Raw genomic sequence first — 24293 nt, 5'->3', positions numbered from 1 at the left:
GCAATGCATAAAATAGATATTGATCTAGTCGAAATGACACTAGATGTTATGAAATATACTATTGATAGGCTTTCGTCTACAAAACATAAAATAGGAAAACCAAAAAAAGAGGAAGAATTAAAAGCGCTTGTTGGCGAAACTGTAACCAAAGAAGGTATAGGAGGAGAGAATGCTTTAAAACTTTGGAAGAAACACTTATCCAAGGCAACTGTTCCAATAGATCATCCAAGGCATTTAGCTTTTGTTCCAGCATCACCAACCAGAGCGGCAATAATGTTCGATTTGGTTACATCTGCATCAAGTATTCATGGTGCTTATTGGATGGAAGGTGCAGGTGGTATTTTTTGTGAAAATGAAGCTATGAAATGGATAGTATCGCTAACAGGTTTACCAAAAGGAGCTTTTGGTGTTTTTACCAGTGGTGGTACAGCGGCTAATCTCTCTGCTATGGTTACTGCACGCGAACATTGGAGAGAGAATGATGCTTTTAAAGGAGAAAAAGGACTTATAATAACCTCTATTGGGGCGCATTCATCAATAAAAGCGATGGCAAAAGTAATAGATGTCGATTTGTTATTGGTAGATTCAGAAGATAGATTGATTGGTGAAGAATTACAGGAAATAATTGATTCTCTAACAGCGCATCAACGAAAACGACTTTTTTCTGTGGTCGCTACAGGGGGAACAACTAATGCAGGTATAATTGACGACCTAGAAGGTATTGCAAATATCTGTGAGAAAGAAAACCTTTGGTTTCATGTAGATGCTGCTTATGGAGGCGGCGCCTTGGCCGCAGGTTCGGTTAGGCATTTGTTTAATGGTATAGAAAAAGCAGATAGTGTAACCATTGACCCTCATAAATGGATGTTTTCGCCTTACGATTGTGGGGCAGTAATTTATAAAAACCCTGAATTGGCTAAAAAGGCACATTCACAGCAAGGGTCTTATTTAGATATTTTTAAAGATGAAGGTGCGCACGGTTTTAATCCAACCGACTATCAAATTCAATTAACAAGGCGTGTTAGGGGGTTGCCCTTGTGGTTTTCATTGGCAACACATGGAACTGATAGATATAGAGAAGCAGTTGAAAGAGGAATTGAATTAGCTCAAATTGCGGGCAAGATGATTGAAAAAAATCCTAATTTAGAATTGGTAAGAGCACCGAGTTTGTCTTGCGTTTTGTATAGAAGAATAGGTTGGAAGCCCGAAGACTATACGCATTGGACTTATGAAAACCATAAAAAAGGATTTGCCTTAGTGACACCAACAAAATGGAAAAATAAAGACGAATATGAAACCGTTTCAAGATTCTGTTTTATTAACCCAGATACATCGGAAGAAGACATAAAGGCTATTTTAGATTCTATGATGTAAAAAAAAAAGGAAAAAAGTAGTTGAGGTAATGTGGCATTATAAAATCAATTATTACTTTTGCGCATGCAACATGACAAGGTATTAATTTTAGACTTCGGATCGCAATACACACAACTTATTGCTCGTCGAGTTAGAGAACTTAACATTTACTCCGAAATACACCCATTTAACAAGATTCCATCAAATATAGAAGAATACAAATCTGTGATTCTTTCTGGTAGCCCATTTTCTGTTAGAGGCGAAGAAGCTTTACATCCAGATTTAAGCAATATTCGAGGAAAAAAACCAATGCTTGCTGTTTGTTACGGCGCACAATATTTAGCCCATTTTTCGGGAGGTGAAGTTGCTCCATCGAATACCAGAGAGTATGGACGTGCTAATTTATCTTTTATTAAAAGTAATGAGCCATTTTTAGCTCATATTCATACGGGTAGCCAAGTTTGGATGAGTCATAGCGATACTATTAAGCATTTGCCAGATAATGGTGTTTTAATAGCCAGTACACATGATGTAGAAAATGCTGCGTATAGAATAGATGGCGAGGAAACTTACGCTATTCAATTTCATCCAGAAGTTTATCATTCAACCGATGGAAAACAATTATTGGAGAATTTCTTGGTACACATTGCAGGTTTAAAACAAGATTGGACACCAGATTCATTTGTTGAAGAAACTGTTGAAGCTATTCAGGAAAAAGTAGGCGATGGTAAAGTTGTTTTAGGACTTTCAGGAGGTGTAGATTCAACCGTGGCAGCTGTTCTTCTTAATAAAGCTATTGGCAAAAATTTGTATTGCATATTTGTAAATAATGGTTTGCTTCGTAAAAATGAGTTCCAAAACGTCTTGAATCAATACGAAGGTATGGGACTAAATGTAAAAGGGGTTGATGCTTCGAATAGATTTTTGGATGCACTAAAAGGAATTGAAGACCCAGAGAAAAAACGAAAAGCAATCGGCAATGCTTTTATTGAAGTTTTTGATGATGAAGCGCATAAGCTAGAAGATGTTGATTGGTTGGCACAAGGAACTATTTATCCTGATGTTATAGAAAGTGTTTCGGCTACTGGAGGCCCTTCAGCAACTATTAAAAGTCATCATAATGTAGGTGGCTTACCAGATTTTATGAAACTTAAAATTGTTGAACCACTTCGAGCTATTTTTAAAGATGAGGTAAGACGTGTTGGAGCTACTCTAGGAATCGACCCAGAATTATTAGGGCGTCACCCATTTCCAGGTCCAGGATTAGGAATTCGAATTTTAGGAGATATAACTGCAGAAAAAGTAAGAATACTACAAGAAGTAGATGCTATTTTTATAAACGGATTAAAAGAATGGGGACTTTACGATAAAGTATGGCAAGCAGGAGCTATGCTATTACCAGTTAATAGTGTTGGCGTTATGGGAGATGAGCGCACTTACGAAAAATGTGTGGCACTAAGAGCAGTAGAAAGTACCGATGGTATGACAGCCGATTGGGTAAATTTACCGTATGAGTTCCTTCAAAAAACATCTAACGATATAATAAATAAAGTTAAGGGCGTTAATAGAGTAGTTTACGATATTAGTTCTAAACCACCAGCGACCATAGAGTGGGAATAGATAAATGTATCTATTTAAGAAAATCTGTGTCTAAGAATTAAAGTTACCGTAGTACATTTTGTTTTATTCAGTTAAATCAAATCTAAAGGAGTGATTTTCAATAGAAAATTGTTACCGATAGCTATACGGAGAGAACAGATTTTGAATTGGCATATTTTATTTATTGCTAATGAGTTAAAGTTATGTTTTGGCATGCTATATGTTAATAGTATAAGAAAAACTGAACAACTCTTTAATTTTTTAGTTTATAACTGCCGTCTTAAAGAGTAAAAAGAAACGTATATAGGTTTAATTAACCTAGTTTATTATATTTATCCTAAGTAGAAAATAACGCATGAATAAATTCATATTAGCCCTAATTCTAGTTTTAGCATTCAGCTTTACATCGGTTAAAGCCCAAAATTTCAGTACACATCAAGTAAAGAAAGGTGAAACGATTGAACAAATCGCTAAACGTTATTATGTAACCCCCTTCGATATATACAGTTTAAATCCAGATGCAAAAAAAGAATTAAAGCCTAATACGGTTTTAATAATTCCAATTTCTAAAGCCGTTAAACCAAAGGTTAGCACAACAAGAGAGTTGCAAGGTTTTAAAGAACACAAAACCAGACGTAAAGAAACCTTATATAGTTTAGCCAAAAAATATCAAGTTACCGAAGATGAAATAAAAAAGCACAATTCTTTTTTATACGCAAACACATTAAGAAAAGGAGATAAGCTTCAAATACCCATATTTAAAAATATAACGGTTGTTGAAGAAGTAAAACCTAAGACCACATATAAGGTTCAGCCCAAAGAAGGCAAATGGCGTATTGCTTATAAATTTGGCATTACGGTAAAGGAACTGGAAATTTTAAATCCAAACATGGGTGATGTGCTTAAAGAAGGGCAAGAAATAAATGTACCTAATATAGAAAAAGAGGAACTTAAGTCTATAGATGAGAAGTATAGTTACTATAAGGTTTTACCAAAGGAAGGCTTTTATAGGTTAAAATTAAAACTAGGATTAGAACAGGCCGAATTAGAAGCTTTAAACCCAAGTTTAAAAGAAAGTGGACTTAAAGATGGAATGATTCTTAAAGTACCATTTTCTGGAAAAGTAGCATTAATGCCAATCGAAGGCGATAAGGTGAATTTAGCCGACAGTATTTCCAGTTTCAAGACCAAGCATATTGCTATTATGTTGCCATTTAGATTAAATCGTGTGGATTCTGATTCTGTATCAGGAATGAAAAATAGTATTAAAAAAGACCCTTACTTAAATGCATCGCTTGATTTTCATTCGGGTGTTTTAATGGCAATAGATTCTTTAAAAAAAATAGGTATATCCCTAAAAGTAGATGTATACGATACAAAATATCAAGTAAGTGAGGTCTCTAAGATTATTAGAAATAACGATTTTGAAAACCTTGATGCTGTTATAGGGCCATTAACACCTAATAATTTTAAACAAGCAGCTTCTGCTTTACGAAAATACAACGTGCCTATAGTGTCCCCTATAGGAACAAATTTAGAGTTATACGATAACGTTTTTCAATCGAAGCCTCAAGACAATTTATTAAAGAAAAAAATTATTTCTCATGTAAAATCAGATAGTTTACCGCATCATGTCATTATTATTGCAGATTCAAAAAACATGGCAATTGCAAATGAGCTTAAACGCGAGTTTAATCATTCAAAAATAGTTTTTTCAAGAAAAAATAAAGAAGGTAAAGATGAAAACTATGTCCTTGTAGACGATATTAGAGGGGCTTTAAAAGATGGAAAGAATATTGTATTCTTAGAAACACAAAATGAAGGATTTGCATCTAATGCAACAAGTATTTTAGCTTCGTTAATTCAAGAAGAGAATATTGAAGAAAAGAAAGCCGAAATTTCTATTGTATTAACAACTACTAATTTTAATAGAGCTTTCGAAAATGATGAAATTTCTAACGAACATCTTTCAAAATTACAATTTCAATTCGCAAATGGCTCCAGAAATTATAATGAAAACGAAAATAATTTATTCGTAAAAAAATACAAGCGACTTTATAATACAACACCTAATGGTGCTGCTGTAAAGGGTTTCGATTTAACCATGGATGTTGTATTGCGTTTAGCCTCTTCAGACGATTTGTACATGTCTGCAAACGAAACACCACTTACCGAATATGTAGAAAACAAGTTTGGCTACAAAAAGAAATTATTAGGTGGTTATTATAATGATGCTGTGTACTTATTAAAGCATCAAGATTTAACAATTGTTGAGGTTGAGCAATAAGGCAATTCTCGAAACGTTTTAATAAAACACAATTAATAAAAATCTTCTGTGATTAAATTTCTTATTCTTTTTGGTCTTATTCTTTTGGTTCAAAACGAACCTGTCTTAACTTGGGATGAAGACACCAAATTAACTTGGGCAGATTTTAAGGCATCCCCTAAAAGTAATTCGGGAGCCGTGGCAATTACCGCATCGGGTATCACATTTGGTTTTTCTATTAAAAGCACCGATAAAAACGAGGTGCTTAGCTTTACAACTAATGTGAATGCCTATTTTTATCCAGAACAATCTTGGTATAAACCAGAACGTGCTACAAATCATGTTTTAGGACATGAACAATTACACTTTAGTATTACCGAATTATACGCACGTAAGTTTAGACAACGCATTGGTAAACTTAAGGTTACTAATACTATTAGAGAAGAGTTAAAAGCATTGCAAAAAACAATTAATAAAGAACTTGCACAAACACAAGAGCGTTACGATAATGAAACCGATTATTCTAGAAACGAGGAAAATCAAGCAAAGTGGGAGCAATATATAAATGCAGAGCTTAAAAAGTATGCAGCATACAAATCTTCTGTTTAATTAATGACTCCAGATAAAAACTTCCTAATAAAATTGGCACACACGAAAATGCCCTATGGTAAATATAAAGACCGTTATTTAATTGATTTACCAGAGCATTACATTGTTTGGTACCATAACAAAGGTTTCCCAAAAGGGAAATTAGGCGATATGTTAACTCAGGTTTACGAGCTTAAATTAAATGGATTAGAAGATTTGATTCGGAATATTAAGAAGCGGTATCCTAAATGAATTAACTTTCCCGATATTAACGAAAGCCAAATAAACAATCTAATAAATTACATCATTATTCCAGATGGGTTCGATTACCGGTTTGGTTATGGTTTCGTTGCGTGAAAATCCGCAAGGATTTTCCGCCGTAAACCGAAGATAGCAAATTTGCGAGGACTTTCCGAGAGGAAAGTCAGAAGCAATGAACTATAGCCGTTGTTGGCAGTAGTTTTTATTATTTATTTATGTTCTTGTGTAAAATACAATCCAGATTCAACAATATCATTAATGTCAGAAGAAGAACTGGCTTTGGCTATATCAGAATATAATTCAGATAAGGCTTTTGCGTTAGGTTCATCTAAATTTCGATTTTTTATAATTAATTCAATTGCTTTAGATAATCTTTCTTTAATTTCAGATAATTGTTTTTCTCCGTTTGGAAGAAACTTATGTCTAACTCCATTTTCAAAATCAATCAAATTCGCCAGTTCACTTTTATGAGCTCTTCTCAAACGTTTATTAAAGCGAAAACCTCTCTTTAGAAAAGTTTCGTAACTCATTGCTTTTATTTCATTTTCTATTCGCTCAGCGTGTTCCATTTAATCAGTTTTTATTCATTTTTTTCATAAAGAATGGTTTTATTAGATTTCTCAATATCAAATAACCAACTATAAAAGTCCATACTTTAATTAGGCCGTTTTGACTAATTTCTTTGTCTTTCATTCCGTCTAAAATGTAGATTAGTGTTATAATTCCAACAAGTACAGAAAGGATTATCATTATCGCATAAAAGAAACTAATTAGTTTCCAGATATACTCAAACAATATTGCTTTGTCAAATTTGTCCAATATGGTTGTTCTCAAATTACTGCTAACTTTAGTGATATACGTCCGTTTTAATGACTTATATCAGACGGTAAACGAAGTTAGCTAATTTTTCTCACAAAACAAGGCTGATTAGTTCTGTTTTTTATACAATTGTTCCTGTTAATAACAAGCTTCAAATAACTAAAAACTAATTCTAAATTAACTATTTTAATTTTGTAAATTTGCCTGCGTTTATAAGCGCAACATGGCAAGTACTACAAAATACATTTTCGTAACTGGTGGAGTTACCTCGTCCTTAGGAAAGGGCATAATCGCAGCATCTTTAGCTAAATTATTACAAGCACAAGGGTATCGGGTTACTATTCAAAAACTAGATCCATATATTAATGTAGATCCAGGAACCTTAAATCCTTACGAACATGGCGAATGCTATGTTACCGAGGATGGAGCAGAAACCGATTTAGATTTAGGTCACTACGAACGCTTTTTAAATGTGCCTACAAGTCAAGCAAACAACGTAACCACAGGTCGTATTTACCAGAGCGTCATTCAAAAAGAACGCCGTGGTGAGTTTTTAGGAAAGACAGTTCAAGTAGTCCCTCATATTACAGACGAAATTAAAGAACGCGTTCAGATTTTAGGAAAGTCTGGCGATTACGATATTGTTATTACAGAGATTGGTGGTACCGTTGGTGATATTGAATCTTTGCCATATATAGAAGCAGTTCGTCAATTACGCTGGGATTTAGGAGAAAATAACGGGATTGTTATTCATTTAACGTTAGTACCTTATTTATCTGCTGCGGGTGAGTTAAAAACAAAACCAACACAACATAGTGTAAAGACACTCATGGAAAGTGGAATTCAAGCAGATATCTTAGTTTGTAGAACAGAACACCACTTACCAGACGATTTAAAACGAAAACTAGCGCTATTTTGTAATGTAAAAAAGGAAGCCGTTATTGAATCTATAGATGCTTCTACTATATATGATGTGCCAAATCTTATGCTAAAAGAAGGCTTGGATAAAGTGGTTTTAGAAAAATTAGCTTTAAAAAATTCAAAACCAGATATTGCAAGATGGAACACATTTTTAAAGCGACATAAAAACCCTAAAACCGAAGTTACTATTGGTTTAATTGGTAAGTACGTAGAGTTACAGGACTCTTACAAATCTATTTTGGAAGCCTTTATACATGCCGGTGCAGAAAATGAAGTGAAAGTAAATGTGGAGTCTATACATTCCGAATATTTAAACGCTGATAATATTGCAATTAAATTAGGACATTTAGACGGTATCTTGGTTGCTCCAGGTTTTGGTGAGCGAGGTATTGAAGGTAAAATTGATGCAGTAAGATATGTACGTGAAAATAATATTCCTTTTCTAGGAATTTGTTTAGGGATGCAAATGGCAGTTATTGAATTTTCACGAAATATTTTAGGATTGACCGATGCAGATTCTACCGAAATGAACCCCCATACAAAGAATCCTGTAATCGATTTAATGGAAGAGCAAAAAACTATTACAGAAAAAGGAGGTACGATGCGTTTAGGCTCATGGGATTGCGAATTACTAATAGGTAGCAAAGTTAGAGATGTCTATAAGGCAGAAAGCATTAGTGAACGTCATAGGCATCGTTACGAGTTTAATGGGAATTACAAAGAACAAATTGAAAATGCTGGTATGAAGGCAACGGGATTAAATCCTGATACAGGTCTTGTTGAGATAATTGAAATACCAGAACATCCTTGGTTTGTTGGGGTACAGTATCATCCTGAATATAAAAGTACGGTTGCATCGCCTCATCCATTATTTGTGGCTTTTGTTAAAGCAGCTTTAAATCATAAAAAAAGAAAAGTGGTGTCAGTATGACACAAAATTAAATTTGGATAGCTTATTGATAAGATGAATTGTCCTCTCCTTAAAAAAATAGGAGAAATTATAAAAATATGGAAGAAAAGAAATTAGACATTAATTCGATTATAGGGTTTGTACTCATTTTTGGAATTTTAATGTATATGCTTTGGCAAAATCAACCAACGCCAGAAGAACTTGAAGCTCAGGAAAAAGCAAAGCAAGAACAAGTTCTAGAAGAAAATAAAGTTGAAGAACAAAAAGAAACCATTGTAACTACTCAGGAGGATTTTGCAATCACTTCACCAACAGATTCTCTTGGTCAAGTTAATTTAAAAAACAAGCATGGAGATTTTGCTTATGCTTTTAGCATTGCAAAAGCTTCTGATGCAGAAACAGTGGTTGAAAGTGATTTACTCGCTTTAAAGTTTAGCAATAAAGGAGGGTATCTATCTGAAGTTAGATTAAAACAATTTGTAGATTATGATTCGCTTCCTATTTATTTAATAAAAGATAACAACGCATCTTTTAATATTAATTTCGGGACTACAGATAGTCGTATTAGAAATACCAAAGATTTACCTTTTCAGCCTAACATTACTAAAAATGGTGATGTTACTGTAGTTTCAATGAAGCTAAAAGTATCGGAAACTAAGTACCTTGAATACCGTTACGAATTAAAAGAAGGTGACTATATGATGGACTTCTCTATTCGTTCTCAAGGTTTAAGTAATATAATTAATAGTTCTCAAGCTATAAATTTAGACTGGGGATTAAAAGGATATCGCCATGCTAAAAGTATTTCTTATGAAAATAGATATACCGATATTCATTATGAATACGAAGGCGGAAAAGATGATTATACAGGCATGAGCGATGTCGATGAAGATATTGAGGATGTTACTTGGATTGGCTATAAACAACATTTCTTTACTTCGGTATTACTTACAGATAAACCATTTAAAACGTCGCGTATTAAATCTGAAAATTTAGTAGAAGACGAAACTATAGATACGGTTTATACTAAAAGTTTTGCTGCAACAATACCTTTAGAATTGCAAGGTGGTGAGTTAAATCAATCTATGGATTGGTATTACGGCCCAAGTGATTTTAAAGTATTAAATGCTTACGATAGAAATTTAGATGAGATTGTGCCTTTTGGTTGGGGTATTTTCGGATGGATAAATCGCTATATATTTATGCCATTGTTTAGTTTCTTAGGTGGTTTTATGCCTTATGGGATTGCTATTGTAGTGATGACAATTCTGGTAAAAATACTGCTGTCTTTTGTGCAATACAAGCAGTTCTTATCTCAAGCAAAAATGAAAATTCTAAAACCAGAATTAGACGAGATTCGTACCAAGTATAAGGACAATAAAATGAAAGCACAGCAAGAAACTATGGCGTTGCAAACCAAGGCAGGCGCAAGTCCGTTGTCGGGTTGTTTGCCAGCTTTAATTCAGCTTCCAGTATTTTATGCCTTGTTTCAATTCTTTCCATCGGCATTCGATTTACGACAAAAATCATTCCTTTGGGTGGAAGATTTATCTTCTTATGATGTTATTGCTGAATGGGATGTAGATATTCCTGTTATTTCAACTTTTTATGGAAATCATATGAGTTTGTTTCCAATATTAGCATCTATTGCCATATTCTTTTATATGCGACTAACAACAGGGCAGCAAATGAATACGCAGCCACAGCAAGAGGGTATGCCAGATATGGCTAAAATGATGAAGTATATGATGTACTTTTCACCAATAATGATGTTGTTTTTCTTTAATAATTATGCATCAGGATTGAGTTTATATTATTTCATTTCTAATGTAATTAGTATTGGTATTATTTTGGTTATCAAGAATTATATTCTTGATGAAGATAAAATTCATGCACAAATACAAGAGAATAAAAAGAAACCTAAAAAAGAAAATCGTTTTCAAGCAAAAATGAAGAAAATGATGGAAGAGGCAGAAAAACAAAAACAAGCGCAAAAACGCAAATAGTTAAAGCCTTCTTGAGTTATTTTTAACAAGGTTAAAGGTGTTATCTATAAAAAATATAAAGCTGCCATTATTTTTTGGCAGCTTTTTTGTTATACAATTTGAAACTAATTTTAGCGTTACATTTTTGTCATTCCTGTGTAGGCTGGAATCTATATATAAAATTCAGATTATGAAATTTCTAAAGTCAGTATTAATATTTTTTCTATTTGCAACTACTTTAGTCTCTGCGCAAGAGATCAATCAATTTGATTCTAATGGAAAACGACATGGTGTCTGGAAAAAGAATTTTGAAGGCACCAATGTGTTGCGTTACGAAGGTGCTTTTGAGCATGGTAAAGAACTAGGGCTTTTTAAGTTTTATAAGAATATAAATAACAAGTCGGTTTTGGCTGCAACTAGAAATTTTTCAAATGATAGTGATTTGGCTGAGGTAAAATTTTTTAATGATAAAGGAAAAGTAATAAGCGAAGGAAAAATGAATGGTAAGGTTTATGTGGGAATCTGGAAATATTACCAAAATAAATCAGGTAAGTTATTAACGCTTGAACATTATGATGATGAAGGAAATCTACATGGAGAGCGATTGGTTTATTATGATAATGGACAAATAGCCGAGAAGCAAAATTACAAACAGGGAAAACTACATGGTTTTTCTACTTGGTATTCAGAGAACAACATGGTTTTAAAAGCGTTTAATTATGTGAATGGCGATTTACATGGGAGTTCCAAATATTATAACCCTAAAGGGCAATTAATTACAGAAGGTCTTTATAAAAACGGAAAGAAAGATGGTATCTGGAAGTTTTACGAAAACGGTAAATTAATTGAGGAAAAAGATTTTACTTATGTGCCTAAGTATATTAAAAAAGGCGATAAGTATTATAAAAACCCTAAAAAAAATAAGCCCCTCAACTAGATGTCGAGGAGCCTCTTTTTCATAGACAATTTTGAGAGAACTAATTCATTGTCTACAATCAACAAACCAAACTAAAATTATTAACTAGAAGGTAGCAACACCTTATCAATTACATGTATAACACCATTAGTTGCAAATACATTTAGTAAGCTAGCAACTAATCCAGCAGCAGGGTTCGATCCAGCTGCATCTTGAACTGTTAAGCTTCCTAAACTAATTGTTACATCTTGACCATTTAACATTGGGACTGCTCCATCTGTTAAATCTGTTGAGAATACATAGGCATTTGGTTCTACAACATGATGTGTCAAAATTCCTGCTACTGCAGCAGGATCTGTAGCATTTATTGCAGCTTCATCTAATCCAGCAGCTAAAAATGCTGCATCAGTTGGAGCAAAAACTGTATATGGACCATCTCCAGAGAAGAAATCTGCTAAACCAGCTCTAGATAATGCTGCAGCTAGTAAAGTAAATTCTCCAGGATTACCTGATGTAAAACTTCCTACTATTTCATTTATAGTATTTGTAGGAGGAAGTAAAGTTCTGTCAATTACGTGCACAACACCATTTGATCCAGTGATGTCTGTTGCAATTACAGTTGTTGTGCCATTTATTGAAACATCGCCGCCATTATTTGTTACATAAATGTTTCCTCCTAAAGTAGGAACCCCTGTAGCAGCAATACCTGATGTAGGCAGCATATCTTTCATGATGGTGCCATCTATTACGTGGTAAGCTAATACGGCATCTACAACGTCTACTACGGCTGACAGATCTGTGATACCAGCAGCTGTAAAGGCATCGTTAGTAGGAGCAAACAGTGTTAAACCATTATTATTTGGTCCGTTGCTTAATAGAAGTTCTAATATACTAGGGTCAGCAGCTTGAACAGCAGCTATTAAGGTGGTAAACTCTTTATTAAAATAGGCTGGAGCTACAATTGTACCTACAATAGGTAAAATAGATGGCGGAACCATTACGTTGTTAATAACATGAACGATACCATTTGTTCCCATTACATCTGGTAGAATAACTTGTGCACCTTGGGCGGTTACCCCATTAGTATTGGAAACTAAAGCGGCAGATTCTCCATTAGCCATAGTAATTGAACCTGTAGTAACAGCAGTAGATTCAACAGCAGCAGCGGTAAAAACATGATACTGTAAAACATTCTTCAGTACATCTTCTGGGATATCATTAATATCTGTTTGACCTATTGCAGCTAATAATGCATCAAAAGCATCATTGGTTGGTGCAAATACAGTATAAGCACCATCATTACTTAGTAATTCTACTAAATCTGGAAACTTTGTTAAGGCATCTACTAAATCTGATAATTCATTAGTTGATTCTGCCAGTTCTACTATGTTACTAGTTGGCTCTGGAATAATAATCGTGTTATCATCATCACTACATGATATGATACATATTAATCCTGCCATCAGGAAAAATAGTTTGGTAAATTGTGCAAAATTTTTCATAGTACTTTTTTTAGATTTATTTTGTTTAACAAAAATAGTAAAATGTTAAACATAAAACCAAATTTTGTTCAATATTTTTTAAAATAAATTAAACAAAAGGTCTATTCATCGATATTTTGACTTTATACAAATCAAGATAATTACCTTAATAATATGTATCTTTGTGCCCTAAATTTTTTAAATGAAACGAGTTATAATTGGATTGTCTGGTGGCGTAGATTCTAGCGTTGCAGCTTATTTGCTAAAGCAGCAAGGTTATGAGGTTATAGGCTTGTTTATGAAAAATTGGCATGACGATTCTGTAACTATTTCAAATGAATGCCCATGGTTAGATGATAGTAATGATGCCATGCTTGTCGCAGAAAAGTTAGGTATTCCTTTTCAAACGGTAGATTTAAGTGAACAATATAAAGAACGTATTGTTGATTATATGTTTAACGAATATGAGAAAGGAAGAACGCCAAATCCAGATGTTTTATGTAATCGAGAGATAAAGTTTGATGTTTTTATGAAAATTGCCTTAGATCTTGGAGCAGATTATGTTGCAACTGGGCATTATTGTAGAAAAGGCGTAATTAAGAAAGATGGAAAAGAACTATATCAATTACTTGCTGGTGCAGATAATAACAAAGATCAATCTTATTTTTTATGTCAATTATCGCAGGAGCAGTTAGCAAAATCATTATTCCCAATTGGAGAGTTAACAAAACCAGAAGTTCGGGAGATTGCTAATAAGTTGGACTTAGTTACAGCAGAAAAAAAGGATTCTCAGGGCCTTTGTTTTATAGGTAAGGTTAAATTACCTGACTTCCTTCAGCAGCAATTAAAGCCAAAAGAAGGTGTAATTGTCGAAGTATCAAAGGAGCAATCTATATTTAATGAAGAAGTGCCTGATTTTAATTCAGAAGAGGAAAAACTTAAATATTTGTCACGAAAAATTGAGTATTCATTCGATAAAGGCAAAGTAGTAGGCAAACATCAAGGAGCGCATTACTTTACAAAAGGGCAACGAAAAGGTCTCGCAGTTGGTGGAACTATTGAACCATTGTTTGTTATAGATACCGATGTAAGGGATAATATTATATATGCAGGTCAAGGGAAAGAACATCCAGGGTTGTTAAAAAAAGCTCTATTTGTCAATAATAAAGAATTACACTGGATACGAGAAGATTTAGCGTTGAATGTGGATGAAACATTACATGTTATGGCTAGAATTAGATACAGGCAAGCTTTAGAGAAAGCAAAACTTTATAAAGTGGATAGTGGCTTGTATGTTGAATTCGAGAATTTTCAATCTGCAATAACAGAAGGTCAATTTGTCGCTTGGTATTTAGATGACGAACTTGTGGGCTCAGGTGTTATTTCTTAAAAAAATGTTTAAAATGTTACCTTGAGCGCAGTCGAAAGGTGTTGATTTATATCATGTCAAACAGAATTACCGAATTATTCAATATTAAATACCCTATTATCCAAGCAGGCATGGTATGGAATAGTGGTTGGCGATTAGCTTCTGCTGCATCTAATTCTGGAATACTAGGAATAATAGGAGCTGGATCTATGTATCCTGAAGTATTACGTGAGCACATTCAGAAATGCAAAAAAGCAACCAATAAGCCTTTTGGGGTTAACATACCTATGTTATATCCAAATATTAAAGAGCTCATGGATATTATTGTAGAAGAAGATGTAAGAATTGTTTTTACTTCAGCAGGAAATCCAAAGACATGGACGTCATGGTTACAACAAAATGGAATAACAGTTGTGCATGTAGTAAGTAGCGTAAAATTTGCTTTAAAAGCTCAAGATGCTGGCGTTGATGCTATTGTTGCCGAAGGATTTGAAGCTGGTGGCCACAATGGAAGGGATGAAACAACTACATTAACGCTTATACCAATGGTTAAAGAACAAATTACTATCCCATTAATTGCAGCAGGTGGTATTGCTACAGGAAAGGCGATGCTGGCTACTATGGTATTAGGAGCAGATGGTGTTCAAGTAGGTAGTAGGTTTGTTGCCAGTGAAGAAAGTTCTGCCCACGAGGCGTTTAAACAAGTTGTTGTTGATGCTAAAGAAGGGGATACCCAATTAACTTTAAAGGAGTTAGCTCCGGTACGTTTAATAAAGAATAAATTTTATGATGATGTACAAAAACTTTATAAAACATCGCCAACTACAGAGGAATTAAAAGCACTATTGGGACGAGCACGTGCAAAAAAAGGTATGTTTGAAGGTGATTTGGATGAAGGTGAATTAGAAATTGGACAAATTGCTGGACTAATTCACGATATTAAGCCTGTATCTCAAATAGTTGAAGAGATGATGAATGAATTTGAAGAAGCTAAACTTAAAGTGTCTGAATTTTAATAACTCCAATGTTTTTAGGTGATTAGCACATATGGCGTAAATAAGTCATAAGCATGACGCTACCATAATTATTGTTTGAAACTAGTTTTGTCTCAAATAATAAATTTATAAAAAATGAAAAATAAAACATTAGCCCTACAAGTAAAATCATTAAGAAAGAAAAATGGTTTTTCTCAAGAAGAATTAGCTGAAACATCAGGTTTGAGTTTGCGTACCATCCAAAGAATTGAAAATGGCGAAACCGAATCTAGAGGCGATACACTCAAACGATTAGCCACTACCTTAAATGTTACTCCAGATGAATTAGTTGATTGGACAGTTAAAGAGGATAATGGTTATTTACAAGCATTAAACTTATCTGCATTTGCATTTCTATTCTTTCCTTTATTAGGAATACTGATACCCTTTATAATGTGGGTTGCTAAAAAGGACAAAATTAAGAGCCTTAATAAATCTGCAAAATCTCTTGTTAATTTTCAAATAACTTGGTGTTTAGTTTTATTCACTCCGTTTATATTGTTTTTCACTAATGTGCATTTTGGAGTCTTTAGACAATTCATGCTATTTCATTTAACTTTATATGTGTTCAATTTTGTAATGATTTTAGTTAATTCTTACAGAATTCATAAAGAAAAAGAAGTGAAATTTTTTCCGAAGATTAATTTTTTAAGGCCTTAGTTTTTAGCAAAAATTCGATATCAACGTTATAAAGTCTACTTAAGCCATTATCATATTGGTTAAATACATTATCTAATTCGTTAATTGATAATGGTTTTTTAAACTCTGTATTTGTATTATCTCGTTTACTGGTAAAATATAGGGTGTTGGTCTTTTGGTCTACAAAAGGACAATAATCCATCTGTTTACTGTTAATAGTATTTCCTAAGTTTTTAGCTTGAGACCAGTTTCCATTTTCATTAAAGCTAATGTATAGGTCACCGCTTCCCAAACCGTCTTTTCTGTTATAGCAACCAAAAATCAAGTACGATTCATCTGGAGCTATAAATGCATTGTATTCGTAACCGTCAGAATTTATTGCATCAGGTAATAATTTGGGTTCAGTATACTTACCAATCTTAAATTCACTTACATAGATATCATCTTTTCGTTTTAACTCAGGATTATCACGAGTAAAATAGAAATTACCGTTTGTAGCTATAGAAGGGTAAAACTCGCCATGTTCAGAATTTATTGGACTTCCCATGTTTTTAGGTTCAGACCATATACTGTTAGTTGTTTCTCTTTCAACATACCAAATATCAAAATCTTTAGGTTCGAGAGTTGAGTTGTCTATCGGTCTGGTAGAGGCAAAATATAGTTTTAATCCGTCATGTGAAAAGAAAGGCTCTAAATCGAAAAATTGACCAGAAAAAGAAGCAATTTCAGGATCACTAAATGTGTTTTCGTTTTTTTTAACATATATAATGGTAGAAATATTACCCATAACGCTTTGTGCAGAAAACATAATATCGTTACCATCTGGCGAAATGGCTATATCTCTTACATTCAGAAATTTTTTAACAATATCAGGGATGAGGGGTTCTACTACATTTTGACCTAATGTAGAATAAAAATTAGTAAACATTAGAAAAATTAAAAAGGAACGCATAGTAATTTGTCTTAAATTAACAATATAAAAAAAGTCAATAATACTATTTGTGAATAGAATGTTAATCTTATAAATGAAAAAAGGGGAAATTTAATTTTCCCCTTTTAATATTGAAACTTATAAGCTGTAGTATATTTTTAATCCCTATAAAATAAAAGCTAAATGTTTCTATATATTGTTATTTCGATTTTAAAGTATTTACTAACTGGGGAATTAGATAAGTCAAAACTACAAAAAATAACTACTTCATTTTAAGTTACTTGTATTGATTTATTAACAATTTTTAATTTAAATATAATTGTATTTATTAAATCTATGTATTTCATTACTAAAAAGAAAGGTCTAAATATTACTTTAGCAATATGCAATTAACGGCTTATACAAAAGAATTTAAATATAATTGGCGGCTCGCAGCCCCTGTTATGCTTGGAATGCTTGGGCATACATTTGTGAGTTTTGTCGATAATATTATGGTTGGCCAATTGGGAACAGCAGAACTAGCGGCTGTTTCTTTAGGTAACAGTTTTATGTTTATAGCTATGTCTTTAGGCATAGGTTTCTCTACTGCAATTACACCATTGATAGCCGAGGCAGACTCTGAACAAAATTTTATAAAGGGAAAATCGTCCTTTAAGCATGGGTTATTTTTATGCACAGTATTAGGAGTGCTCCTTTTTTTACTAGTGTTTTTTGCAAAGCCACTTATGTACTTAATGAAACAACCTCCAGAAGTTGTTCAACTTGCTATTCCTTATTTAGATTTAGTAGCATTTTCATTAATACCGTTAGTAATTTTTCAAGGCTTTAAACAATTTAGTGATGGTTTGTCAATGACTAAGTATCCTATGTATGCCACTATTTTAGCGAATGTTATTAATGTTATTCTTAATTATATTTTAATATTTGGGAAGTTTGGTTTTCCAGAACTTGGTATTGTTGGTGCTGCTTACGGAACCTTAATTTCTAGGTTTGTAATGGTAGGGCACCTTTGGTTATTACTAAAAAGTAAAGAAGTATCTAAGGACTTTGTTACCAATATTAAGTTCTTTGTATTAGATAAATTAATGCTTAAAAAAATAATTAATTTAGGCGCACCAAGTGCTATGCAAATGTTTTTTGAAGTAGCCATTTTTACTGCTGCTATTTGGTTAAGTGGTTTGTTGGGTAAAAATCCGCAAGCAGCAAATCAAATTGCTTTAAACTTGTCTTCCATGACATTTATGGTAGCTATGGGTTTAAGTGTCGCTTCAATGATTAGGGTTGGAAATCAAAAGGGATTGCAAAAGTATTTTGAGTTACGCCGAATAGCTTTTTCGCTATTCCTTATGGGAATATTATTTGCCACAATTTTTGCATTAATTTTCTTTTTGTTTCACAAAATATTACCAAAGATTTATGTCGATTTTGATGATGTGAAGAATCTCACTGATAATACCGAAGTAGTTAAGATTGCTGCAAAGCTATTGTTGGCTGCGGCTGTATTTCAAATAAGTGATAGTATTCAAGTTATTGTTCTTGGTGCTTTAAGAGGTCTGCAAGATGTAAAAATACCAACTATAATCACCTTTATATCCTATTGGCTTATAGGGTTTCCTGTAAGTTGGTTTTTAGGAAAGGAGGAAGCTTATGGTAGCTTTGGAATCTGGTTAGGTCTACTAGCTGGCTTATCTACTGCAGCAGTTTTATTATACATTCGATTTAATTATTTAACAAATAAATTAATTAAAACCGAAGTTCTAGAGACAAGTAGCTAGAAATCTATAAATTTGTCACTTGTATAATTCCGAATACTTTCGGAAAATGAATCTAACAAAAAACGAAATGACTCTTCCAAAATTTATATTAGGTGATAATACAGAACATCCAAATGCTATTTTTGTAATTCATACAGAGTTTCCAAGATTTATAATTAATCTAGAGGATGATGAAGTTGAATGGTTTGAAGATTTTGATTCTGAAGACCAAAAAGAACTAGAATCTGAAACAGAAAATGCTATAAAATTAGCCACCGAGTTTTACGACAACGAAATAGCAAAATATGAAGATTAATACCTTTTAAAGATCTTAAGATGCTCGATCAAATTTTACAATTAGACACAGAACTTTTTCTTTACTTAAATAATTTAGGTTCTGAAACATGGGATAATCTTTGGCTTCTTATTACTAATAAATTGACATTTATTCCTTTATATGCCATTTTGTTATTCTTACTTTATAAAAAATTTGGTTTAAAATCTATATTAGTTTTTGTAGTAGTTATCGCTTTAATGATAACATTTACAGATCAAATAACAAATGTATTCAAGCGTGGCTTTGAGCGCCCTAGACCATGTAGAGCAGAAGGTGTTATGGATCAAATGCGATTTATAGCGGTTCGTTGTGGGCTCTATGGGTTTTTCTCTGGGCATTCATCAAACTCAATGGCAGTGGCTATTTTTGCAGGATTGTTGTTAAGACCTTATTTTAAAAACTTAATTTTTATATTATTATTTTGGAGCGCAGTCGTTGCGTATAGTAGAATTTATGTAGGTGTTCATTACCCATTGGATATTATTTGCGGGTTAACCTTTGGAGCTATAGGAGGTTTCATTTTTTATAAATTAGCTCGCTATCTTTTAAACCGATTTGTACCTTCACCCTAGCAGGTATTTACAATGTTAACTTATAATATTTTATGAAAATTTTAATTGCTTAATGCCGTTAAAAGTCAGGTGACTTGATACCAATTATAAGCTCAATAAATAATCGGCAGCAGCAAAAGGTGTTGTTTCATTTCTATCAATAAGCTCTAACTGTTCTGTTAAGGCTTTTTTTATAGTAGATTTATTAAAGAAATCAGACTTTAACTGCTCTTCAATAGTTTGAATGAGCCAAAATTTATTTTGCTCTTGTCTTTTTTTGTTGAAATAATTGTTAGCTGAAGTTGTTTCTACATAGCTTAAAACAATTTCCCAAATATCAGAAACACCATCATTATTTAAAGCACTACATAAGGTTACTTTTGGTTGCCAATTCGATGACTTTTCTGGGTAGAGGTGAAGTGCTCTATTAAAATCTACTTTTGCCAATTTCGCTCGTTTTATATTATCACCATCAGCCTTATTAATAGCAATAGCATCAGCCAATTCAATAATACCTCTTTTAATACCTTGAAGTTCATCTCCAGCGCCTGCTAATTTTAAAAGTAAAAAGAAATCGACCATACTATGCACTGTAGTTTCACTTTGCCCAACACCAACAGTTTCAATAATTATAACATCAAATCCAGCAGCTTCGCATAGAATTATAGTCTCGCGCGTTTTTCTAGCGACACCACCTAAAGAATCACCTGAAGCAGAAGGCCTTATAAACGCATTCTTATCTTTTACTAAAGATTCCATTCTGGTTTTATCACCTAATATACTTCCTTTGGTAATGGTACTACTTGGGTCTATTGCTAAAACAGCCACGCGCTTTCCTAAACTTGTTAAGTGCATACCAAAAGATTCTATAAAAGTACTTTTACCAACCCCTGGAACACCAGTTATACCAATTCGAATAGATTTATTCGCATGTGGTAAACAAGATTTAATAATAGCTTTGGCGTCGTTAGAATGTTTAGGGTTTTTACTTTCTATTAATGTAATTGCTTTGCTTAAAGCTGTAATATCCTTCTTCAAAATAGCAGAAACTAAAGTGTTATTGCTTATTTTTTTTAAGCGCTTTTTCTTTATTTGGTTTATGGAAGAAATATTGGTGATTTCAGATTGCGAAACTCCTTTTTGTTCACTTAAAGCCGATTTTTTTTGCTTTGCCACGAATATGCGAATGTTTATCTAATTTACAATTAATTTTGGCCCGACTAAAACTTACTTTAAAGGGACTTCAATTTTTACATTATCCCAAGCCATAGTTAAGGTAAGATTATCAGTAGAATTATCAAAGGCTATCGTAAATTGTTCTACTACACTATTTATTTTTTGAACTGGAACGATAATGTTTATAACATCAAACTCGGCTTCGCGCATGGGTTCTAAAGTTTCATGATCGACACCCCATTCATATTGCTTTCTATTAAATATTACATTCCAAGCTGTATCATTTGGTATAGTCCAAAGCGTATATTTACCAGCTTGTAACGAATCGTTGCCAATTTTAAGCACTTTATTAGTTTCAAAAGTTGTTGCTTCATTCGCACCCGTTCGCCAAATTTTGTTATATGGTACTAGAGCACCAAAAATTTCTCGATTGCGTTTAGAGGGACGATTATAAAAAACTTCAAGTTTTAAATCGTCAACTTTAAAACTTACTGTTTTTTTTGGACTTTTAGGTTTTTTAAGACCATCATTAAAGTAGGAATAAGCAAAAACACCAATAGCAATGGAAAATAAAATAGCTATAACGCGTTTTAAAAAGGTATTCATGGAGTGCAATTTTTTATGTGTATAAAGATAATTTAATTACTAAACAATTAATAAAATTGAAACGCATATTTATTTAGCTTTGTTATACTTAGTAGAAAAAATACTCTTTTTTGCAACAGTCTGTTTTTTTTATCGTCTTTTAATCGAACTAACTTAAGCCAAAAGTAATCGAAAGCATGTTTCAAGTTGACATTATTGAAAAATGTAAACAAAACAATCGCAAAGCACAACTGCAGTTGTACAACCAGTACTGCGATGGTATGTATATTGTTGCTAAGCGTTTTTTAAAAGATGCTGCCGATGCCGAAGATGTGGTTCAAGAGTCTTTTATAAAGGCTTTTACCAAACTACATCAATATAAAGCAGAAGTTACTTTTGGTGCATGGTTAAAACGTATTGTTGTTAATAAAAGTATCGATTTTTTAAAATCTAAAAAACAACGTTTAGTTGAATTAGAAGAGGTGCACCTAAAGGTAATCGATACTCCAGATGATGACAAATGGTTAGTAGAAGACACTATTACGTTAAAAGAGGTAAAACAGGCGATTAATAATTTACCAGAAAAGTATCAATACGTTGTGATGCTGTACTTAATTGAAGGGTACGATCATCAAGAAATTTCAGAGATATTGGGGATTTCCGAAGTAGCATCGCGAACACAATTATCTAGGGGTAAAGCGAAATTAAAAGAACAATTAATACCAAAAACACATGGCACAGGATATTAGAGATATGTTTAAAGAAGATACCTTGAGTGGCGAAAAAATGCCTAATAACCATGAGAAACGATTCCTTAATAAGTTAGATAAAGCAATGCCTATTAGCAGTAAGCCTAGTTTTAATTGGTTTTATTTAGCTGCCAGTATAGTGGTTTTATTAGGACTCATTGGGGTTTATAATTATTTTCAACCTGAAAATGTAGGCACAACAGAGATTGCTTCTACAGATGTAGTTAAAACCAAAACTTTGGGTGATGTGTCACCAGGACTTAAAAAAGTTGAAGATTATTATTTGGCTAGTATCAATTTAGAATTATCTAAAATGAAACCGACTCCAGAAACCAAAGATTTATTCGATGGTTATTTGAAACAATTAAGCGAGCTTAATAAAGAGTATGAATATTTATCTGCAGAGTTAAATGAATCTGGACCTAGTGAATTAACAATAAACGCTTTAATTGATAATTTAAAATTTCGTTTGACGCTTTTATATAGATTACGAGAACAAATTAAGAATTTTAACACTTCAAATGATGCCTTATCAAATGCATCACAATCAATCTAAAAATCAAAAAATGAACAAGACAATCATAAAATTGAAATTATTGACAGTATGTTTTCTTATAACAGGAAGCTTAATAAGTCAAGAGAAATTAACTAAAGTATCGCAATCTATAAAAGTAGATAAAGATGTTACTATAGATTTAAACACAAGCTATTGTAATATTGAATTTGATACTTGGAACAAAAATACCATTGAAATTGAAGCTTATATTGAAGCCGATGATTTAAGTAGAGACGCTTTACAAAAAGCTTTAGATAATTGGGATGTAGATATTGATGCTGAGACAGATAACGTAAAAATTAAAACAAAAGGAAAAGGTCGCATTGCTTGGGCATATCATGGCGATTTTGATGGAGATGCTGTCAAAGCCGTTCTAGAAGAATTAAAATTCGAATTGGCAGATTTGCCAGAAATGAATTTTGATTTCAATTTTGAGATGCCCGAAATACCAGAGATGCCAGAGATGCCTGAATTACCAGAATTACCTGAGTTACCAGAAGGTTTAAATAATATACATTTCGATTTTGATGCTTATCAAAAAGATGGAGACAAATATTTAGAGGAATATACAGAACAATTTGAATCTACCTTTGGAAAAGAATTCGCCGAAAAAATGGAAGCTTGGGGTGATAAGTTTGGAAAAGATTGGGGTGAGAAATACGGTAAAGAAATGGAAGAATGGGGTGAGAAATTTGGTGAGAAATACGGTAAGAAAATGGAAGCTTGGGGCGAGCGCTACGCTGCGCAAATGGAACGTCAAGCCGAAAGAACCGAAGCACAAGCTCATCGCATAGAGAAAGCACATGAAAAGCGAGCTAAGGCACACGAGAAACTAGCTAAAGAACGCGAAAAAATGCATGAAGAACGCGAAAAATTAGCTAAGCATAGAAGAGCAGAAATAGAAGAGATGGTGCATCGCGAGTCTAATTCTAAAGTTAAAAAGACTATCAAAATTAAAATGCCTAAAGATGCCAAATTAAAGGTAAATGTAAGACACGGCGAATTAAAGTTTGCAGCGAATATAGATAATTTAAAAGCAGATTTATCTCATACAAAATTTATAGCTCATAGCATTAATGGAAGTTCTACTTCCATTAATGCATCTTATTCACCAATTAAAGTAATGCATTGGAATGTAGGAGAACTGAACTTAAATTATGTAAAGAAAGCACAGTTAAGTAATGTTAAGCAAATGGTTTTAACAGCCAATTCCTCAGATATTGAAATAGAAAACTTACTAGGAAATGCTATTATTGATGGTAGTATAGGCGATTTAAAAATTCTAAAAATTGATGATAATTTTACTAACTTAAATATTATTCTTCAAAATACAGATGCGGTTATTACCTTACCTAAGGTAAATTATAACTTACAGTATAAAGGAGATCGTACACGTTTTACACATCCTAAAAAAATAGCAAAAGAAAATACCTCTTCTTTTTCCACTGGAAATTTAGACTCAGGTAAAAGTATTGTAGTAAATGCTAAATACAGCAATGTAGTTATGCAATAG

At 32.9% G+C, this 24293-nt stretch carries 22 protein-coding genes; 17 read left to right on the top strand and 5 right to left on the bottom strand.

The genetic code is table 11. From position 1 onward, the window contains the following. Positions 1-3 precede the first annotated feature (3 nt). The 5 genes from Q0739_RS01155 (at position 4) to Q0739_RS01135 (ending at position 6058) form a co-directional block, all read left to right on the top strand. Positions 4-1374, top strand: coding sequence for an aminotransferase class V-fold PLP-dependent enzyme (locus Q0739_RS01155; RefSeq protein WP_298236861.1), 1371 nt, complete (start codon positions 4-6; stop codon positions 1372-1374). 63 nt (positions 1375-1437) lie between these two features. Continuing rightward, a complete protein-coding gene (gene guaA, locus Q0739_RS01150; protein WP_298236860.1) occupies positions 1438-2973 on the top strand; it encodes a glutamine-hydrolyzing GMP synthase in 1536 nt (511 codons plus the stop codon). 334 nt (positions 2974-3307) lie between these two features. Further along, positions 3308-5239, top strand: coding sequence for a LysM peptidoglycan-binding domain-containing protein (locus Q0739_RS01145; protein ID WP_298236859.1), 1932 nt, complete (start codon positions 3308-3310; stop codon positions 5237-5239). 48 nt (positions 5240-5287) lie between these two features. Next, positions 5288-5827 (top strand): DUF922 domain-containing protein, encoded by a 540-nt coding sequence (locus tag Q0739_RS01140; RefSeq protein ID WP_298236858.1) that lies wholly within the window; start codon positions 5288-5290, stop codon positions 5825-5827. 3 nt (positions 5828-5830) lie between these two features. Next, on the top strand, positions 5831-6058 hold the full coding sequence (locus Q0739_RS01135; protein ID WP_298236857.1) for a DUF3820 family protein: 228 nt from the start codon (positions 5831-5833) through the stop codon (positions 6056-6058). Between the two features lie 218 nt (positions 6059-6276). Here Q0739_RS01135 and Q0739_RS01130 read toward each other — a convergent pair whose 3' ends face one another. After that, a complete protein-coding gene (locus Q0739_RS01130) occupies positions 6277-6636 on the bottom strand; it encodes a hypothetical protein (protein WP_298236856.1) in 360 nt (119 codons plus the stop codon). A 473-nt stretch (positions 6637-7109) separates the two neighbouring features. Here Q0739_RS01130 and Q0739_RS01125 point away from each other — a divergent pair, with 473 nt between their 5' ends. The 3 genes from Q0739_RS01125 (at position 7110) to Q0739_RS01115 (ending at position 11639) form a co-directional block, all read left to right on the top strand. Beyond that, positions 7110-8738 (top strand): CTP synthase, encoded by a 1629-nt coding sequence (locus Q0739_RS01125; protein ID WP_298236855.1) that lies wholly within the window; start codon positions 7110-7112, stop codon positions 8736-8738. 77 nt (positions 8739-8815) lie between these two features. After that, the gene (gene yidC / locus Q0739_RS01120) at positions 8816-10723 is read left to right on the top strand and encodes a membrane protein insertase YidC (RefSeq protein ID WP_298236854.1); all 1908 of its coding nucleotides are present in this window, start codon (positions 8816-8818) and stop codon (positions 10721-10723) included. A gap of 169 nt (positions 10724-10892) precedes the next feature. Next, positions 10893-11639 carry a toxin-antitoxin system YwqK family antitoxin gene (locus Q0739_RS01115; RefSeq protein WP_298236853.1) on the top strand — a complete coding sequence of 249 codons (747 nt, stop codon included), beginning with the start codon at positions 10893-10895 and terminating at the stop codon, positions 11637-11639. Positions 11640-11719: 80 nt separating this feature from the next. On the opposite strand, the gene Q0739_RS01110 is transcribed toward Q0739_RS01115, so the two are convergent. Further along, entirely contained in the window at positions 11720-13120 is a 1401-nt protein-coding gene (locus Q0739_RS01110) for a fasciclin domain-containing protein (RefSeq protein ID WP_298236852.1), read from the bottom strand. A 181-nt stretch (positions 13121-13301) separates the two neighbouring features. On the opposite strand from Q0739_RS01110, the gene mnmA reads away from it, so the two are divergent. From mnmA to Q0739_RS01095, 3 genes are all read left to right on the top strand, one after another. Continuing rightward, entirely contained in the window at positions 13302-14489 is a 1188-nt protein-coding gene (gene mnmA / locus Q0739_RS01105) for a tRNA 2-thiouridine(34) synthase MnmA (RefSeq protein ID WP_298236851.1), read from the top strand. A 53-nt stretch (positions 14490-14542) separates the two neighbouring features. Continuing rightward, positions 14543-15484 (top strand): nitronate monooxygenase, encoded by a 942-nt coding sequence (locus tag Q0739_RS01100; RefSeq protein ID WP_298236850.1) that lies wholly within the window; start codon positions 14543-14545, stop codon positions 15482-15484. A 114-nt stretch (positions 15485-15598) separates the two neighbouring features. Beyond that, on the top strand, positions 15599-16162 hold the full coding sequence (locus Q0739_RS01095) for a DUF4870 domain-containing protein (protein WP_298236849.1): 564 nt from the start codon (positions 15599-15601) through the stop codon (positions 16160-16162). Here the strand turns inward: Q0739_RS01095 and Q0739_RS01090 are convergent. After that, on the bottom strand, positions 16143-17069 hold the full coding sequence (locus Q0739_RS01090; RefSeq protein WP_298236848.1) for a hypothetical protein: 927 nt from the start codon (positions 17067-17069) through the stop codon (positions 16143-16145). The two genes, Q0739_RS01095 and Q0739_RS01090, sit on opposite strands and share 20 nt — an antisense overlap. Before the next feature lie 386 nt (positions 17070-17455). On the opposite strand from Q0739_RS01090, the gene Q0739_RS01085 reads away from it, so the two are divergent. The 3 genes from Q0739_RS01085 (at position 17456) to Q0739_RS01075 (ending at position 19735) form a co-directional block, all read left to right on the top strand. Beyond that, positions 17456-18847 carry an MATE family efflux transporter gene (locus Q0739_RS01085; RefSeq protein WP_298236847.1) on the top strand — a complete coding sequence of 464 codons (1392 nt, stop codon included), beginning with the start codon at positions 17456-17458 and terminating at the stop codon, positions 18845-18847. Positions 18848-18914: 67 nt separating this feature from the next. Further along, positions 18915-19142, top strand: a complete 228-nt coding sequence (locus Q0739_RS01080; protein WP_298237066.1) for a hypothetical protein — start codon at positions 18915-18917, stop codon at positions 19140-19142. Between the two features lie 20 nt (positions 19143-19162). Beyond that, positions 19163-19735, top strand: a complete 573-nt coding sequence (locus Q0739_RS01075; RefSeq protein WP_298236846.1) for a phosphatase PAP2 family protein — start codon at positions 19163-19165, stop codon at positions 19733-19735. Positions 19736-19819: 84 nt separating this feature from the next. On the opposite strand, the gene meaB is transcribed toward Q0739_RS01075, so the two are convergent. Together meaB and Q0739_RS01065 are read right to left on the bottom strand one after the other, a co-directional pair. Then, positions 19820-20890 carry a methylmalonyl Co-A mutase-associated GTPase MeaB gene (meaB, locus tag Q0739_RS01070; protein WP_298236845.1) on the bottom strand — a complete coding sequence of 357 codons (1071 nt, stop codon included), beginning with the start codon at positions 20888-20890 and terminating at the stop codon, positions 19820-19822. Between the two features lie 51 nt (positions 20891-20941). Further along, positions 20942-21496, bottom strand: coding sequence for a DUF2911 domain-containing protein (locus Q0739_RS01065; protein WP_298236844.1), 555 nt, complete (start codon positions 21494-21496; stop codon positions 20942-20944). Positions 21497-21672: 176 nt separating this feature from the next. On the opposite strand from Q0739_RS01065, the gene Q0739_RS01060 reads away from it, so the two are divergent. From Q0739_RS01060 to Q0739_RS01050, 3 genes are read left to right on the top strand one after another with little or no spacing between them, the layout of a single operon-like run. Continuing rightward, a complete protein-coding gene (locus tag Q0739_RS01060; protein ID WP_298236843.1) occupies positions 21673-22224 on the top strand; it encodes an RNA polymerase sigma factor in 552 nt (183 codons plus the stop codon). After that, a complete protein-coding gene (locus Q0739_RS01055) occupies positions 22208-22780 on the top strand; it encodes a hypothetical protein (protein ID WP_298236842.1) in 573 nt (190 codons plus the stop codon). Before Q0739_RS01060 ends, Q0739_RS01055 begins: the two co-directional genes overlap by 17 nt. Positions 22781-22790: 10 nt before the next feature. Further along, complete coding sequence (locus Q0739_RS01050) at positions 22791-24293, top strand: hypothetical protein (RefSeq protein WP_298236841.1); 1503 nt, start codon at positions 22791-22793, stop codon at positions 24291-24293.

The sequence above is a fragment of the uncultured Algibacter sp. genome, from assembly GCF_947487605.1.
In the GTDB taxonomy this organism is placed as follows: Bacteria; Bacteroidota; Bacteroidia; order Flavobacteriales; family Flavobacteriaceae; genus Algibacter_D.
This window is presented reverse-complemented; position numbering and strand designations above follow the sequence as displayed.

Excerpts from the sequence above, each read along its gene's own strand:
- Q0739_RS01155 (WP_298236861.1), top strand. The coding sequence starts at position 4 with ATGCATAAAATAGATATTGATCTAGTCGAAATGACACTAGATGTTATG.
- guaA (WP_298236860.1), top strand. The coding sequence starts at position 1,438 with ATGCAACATGACAAGGTATTAATTTTAGACTTCGGATCGCAATACACA.
- Q0739_RS01145 (WP_298236859.1), top strand. The coding sequence starts at position 3,308 with ATGAATAAATTCATATTAGCCCTAATTCTAGTTTTAGCATTCAGCTTT.
- Q0739_RS01135 (WP_298236857.1), top strand. The coding sequence starts at position 5,831 with ATGACTCCAGATAAAAACTTCCTAATAAAATTGGCACACACGAAAATG.
- Q0739_RS01130 (WP_298236856.1), bottom strand. The coding sequence starts at position 6,636 with ATGGAACACGCTGAGCGAATAGAAAATGAAATAAAAGCAATGAGTTAC.
- Q0739_RS01125 (WP_298236855.1), top strand. The coding sequence starts at position 7,110 with ATGGCAAGTACTACAAAATACATTTTCGTAACTGGTGGAGTTACCTCG.
- yidC (WP_298236854.1), top strand. The coding sequence starts at position 8,816 with ATGGAAGAAAAGAAATTAGACATTAATTCGATTATAGGGTTTGTACTC.
- Q0739_RS01115 (WP_298236853.1), top strand. The coding sequence starts at position 10,893 with ATGAAATTTCTAAAGTCAGTATTAATATTTTTTCTATTTGCAACTACT.
- Q0739_RS01110 (WP_298236852.1), bottom strand. The coding sequence starts at position 13,120 with ATGAAAAATTTTGCACAATTTACCAAACTATTTTTCCTGATGGCAGGA.
- mnmA (WP_298236851.1), top strand. The coding sequence starts at position 13,302 with ATGAAACGAGTTATAATTGGATTGTCTGGTGGCGTAGATTCTAGCGTT.
- Q0739_RS01100 (WP_298236850.1), top strand. The coding sequence starts at position 14,543 with ATGTCAAACAGAATTACCGAATTATTCAATATTAAATACCCTATTATC.
- Q0739_RS01095 (WP_298236849.1), top strand. The coding sequence starts at position 15,599 with ATGAAAAATAAAACATTAGCCCTACAAGTAAAATCATTAAGAAAGAAA.
- Q0739_RS01090 (WP_298236848.1), bottom strand. The coding sequence starts at position 17,069 with ATGTTTACTAATTTTTATTCTACATTAGGTCAAAATGTAGTAGAACCC.
- Q0739_RS01085 (WP_298236847.1), top strand. The coding sequence starts at position 17,456 with ATGCAATTAACGGCTTATACAAAAGAATTTAAATATAATTGGCGGCTC.
- Q0739_RS01080 (WP_298237066.1), top strand. The coding sequence starts at position 18,915 with ATGACTCTTCCAAAATTTATATTAGGTGATAATACAGAACATCCAAAT.
- Q0739_RS01075 (WP_298236846.1), top strand. The coding sequence starts at position 19,163 with ATGCTCGATCAAATTTTACAATTAGACACAGAACTTTTTCTTTACTTA.
- Q0739_RS01065 (WP_298236844.1), bottom strand. The coding sequence starts at position 21,496 with ATGAATACCTTTTTAAAACGCGTTATAGCTATTTTATTTTCCATTGCT.
- Q0739_RS01060 (WP_298236843.1), top strand. The coding sequence starts at position 21,673 with ATGTTTCAAGTTGACATTATTGAAAAATGTAAACAAAACAATCGCAAA.
- Q0739_RS01055 (WP_298236842.1), top strand. The coding sequence starts at position 22,208 with ATGGCACAGGATATTAGAGATATGTTTAAAGAAGATACCTTGAGTGGC.
- Q0739_RS01050 (WP_298236841.1), top strand. The coding sequence starts at position 22,791 with ATGAACAAGACAATCATAAAATTGAAATTATTGACAGTATGTTTTCTT.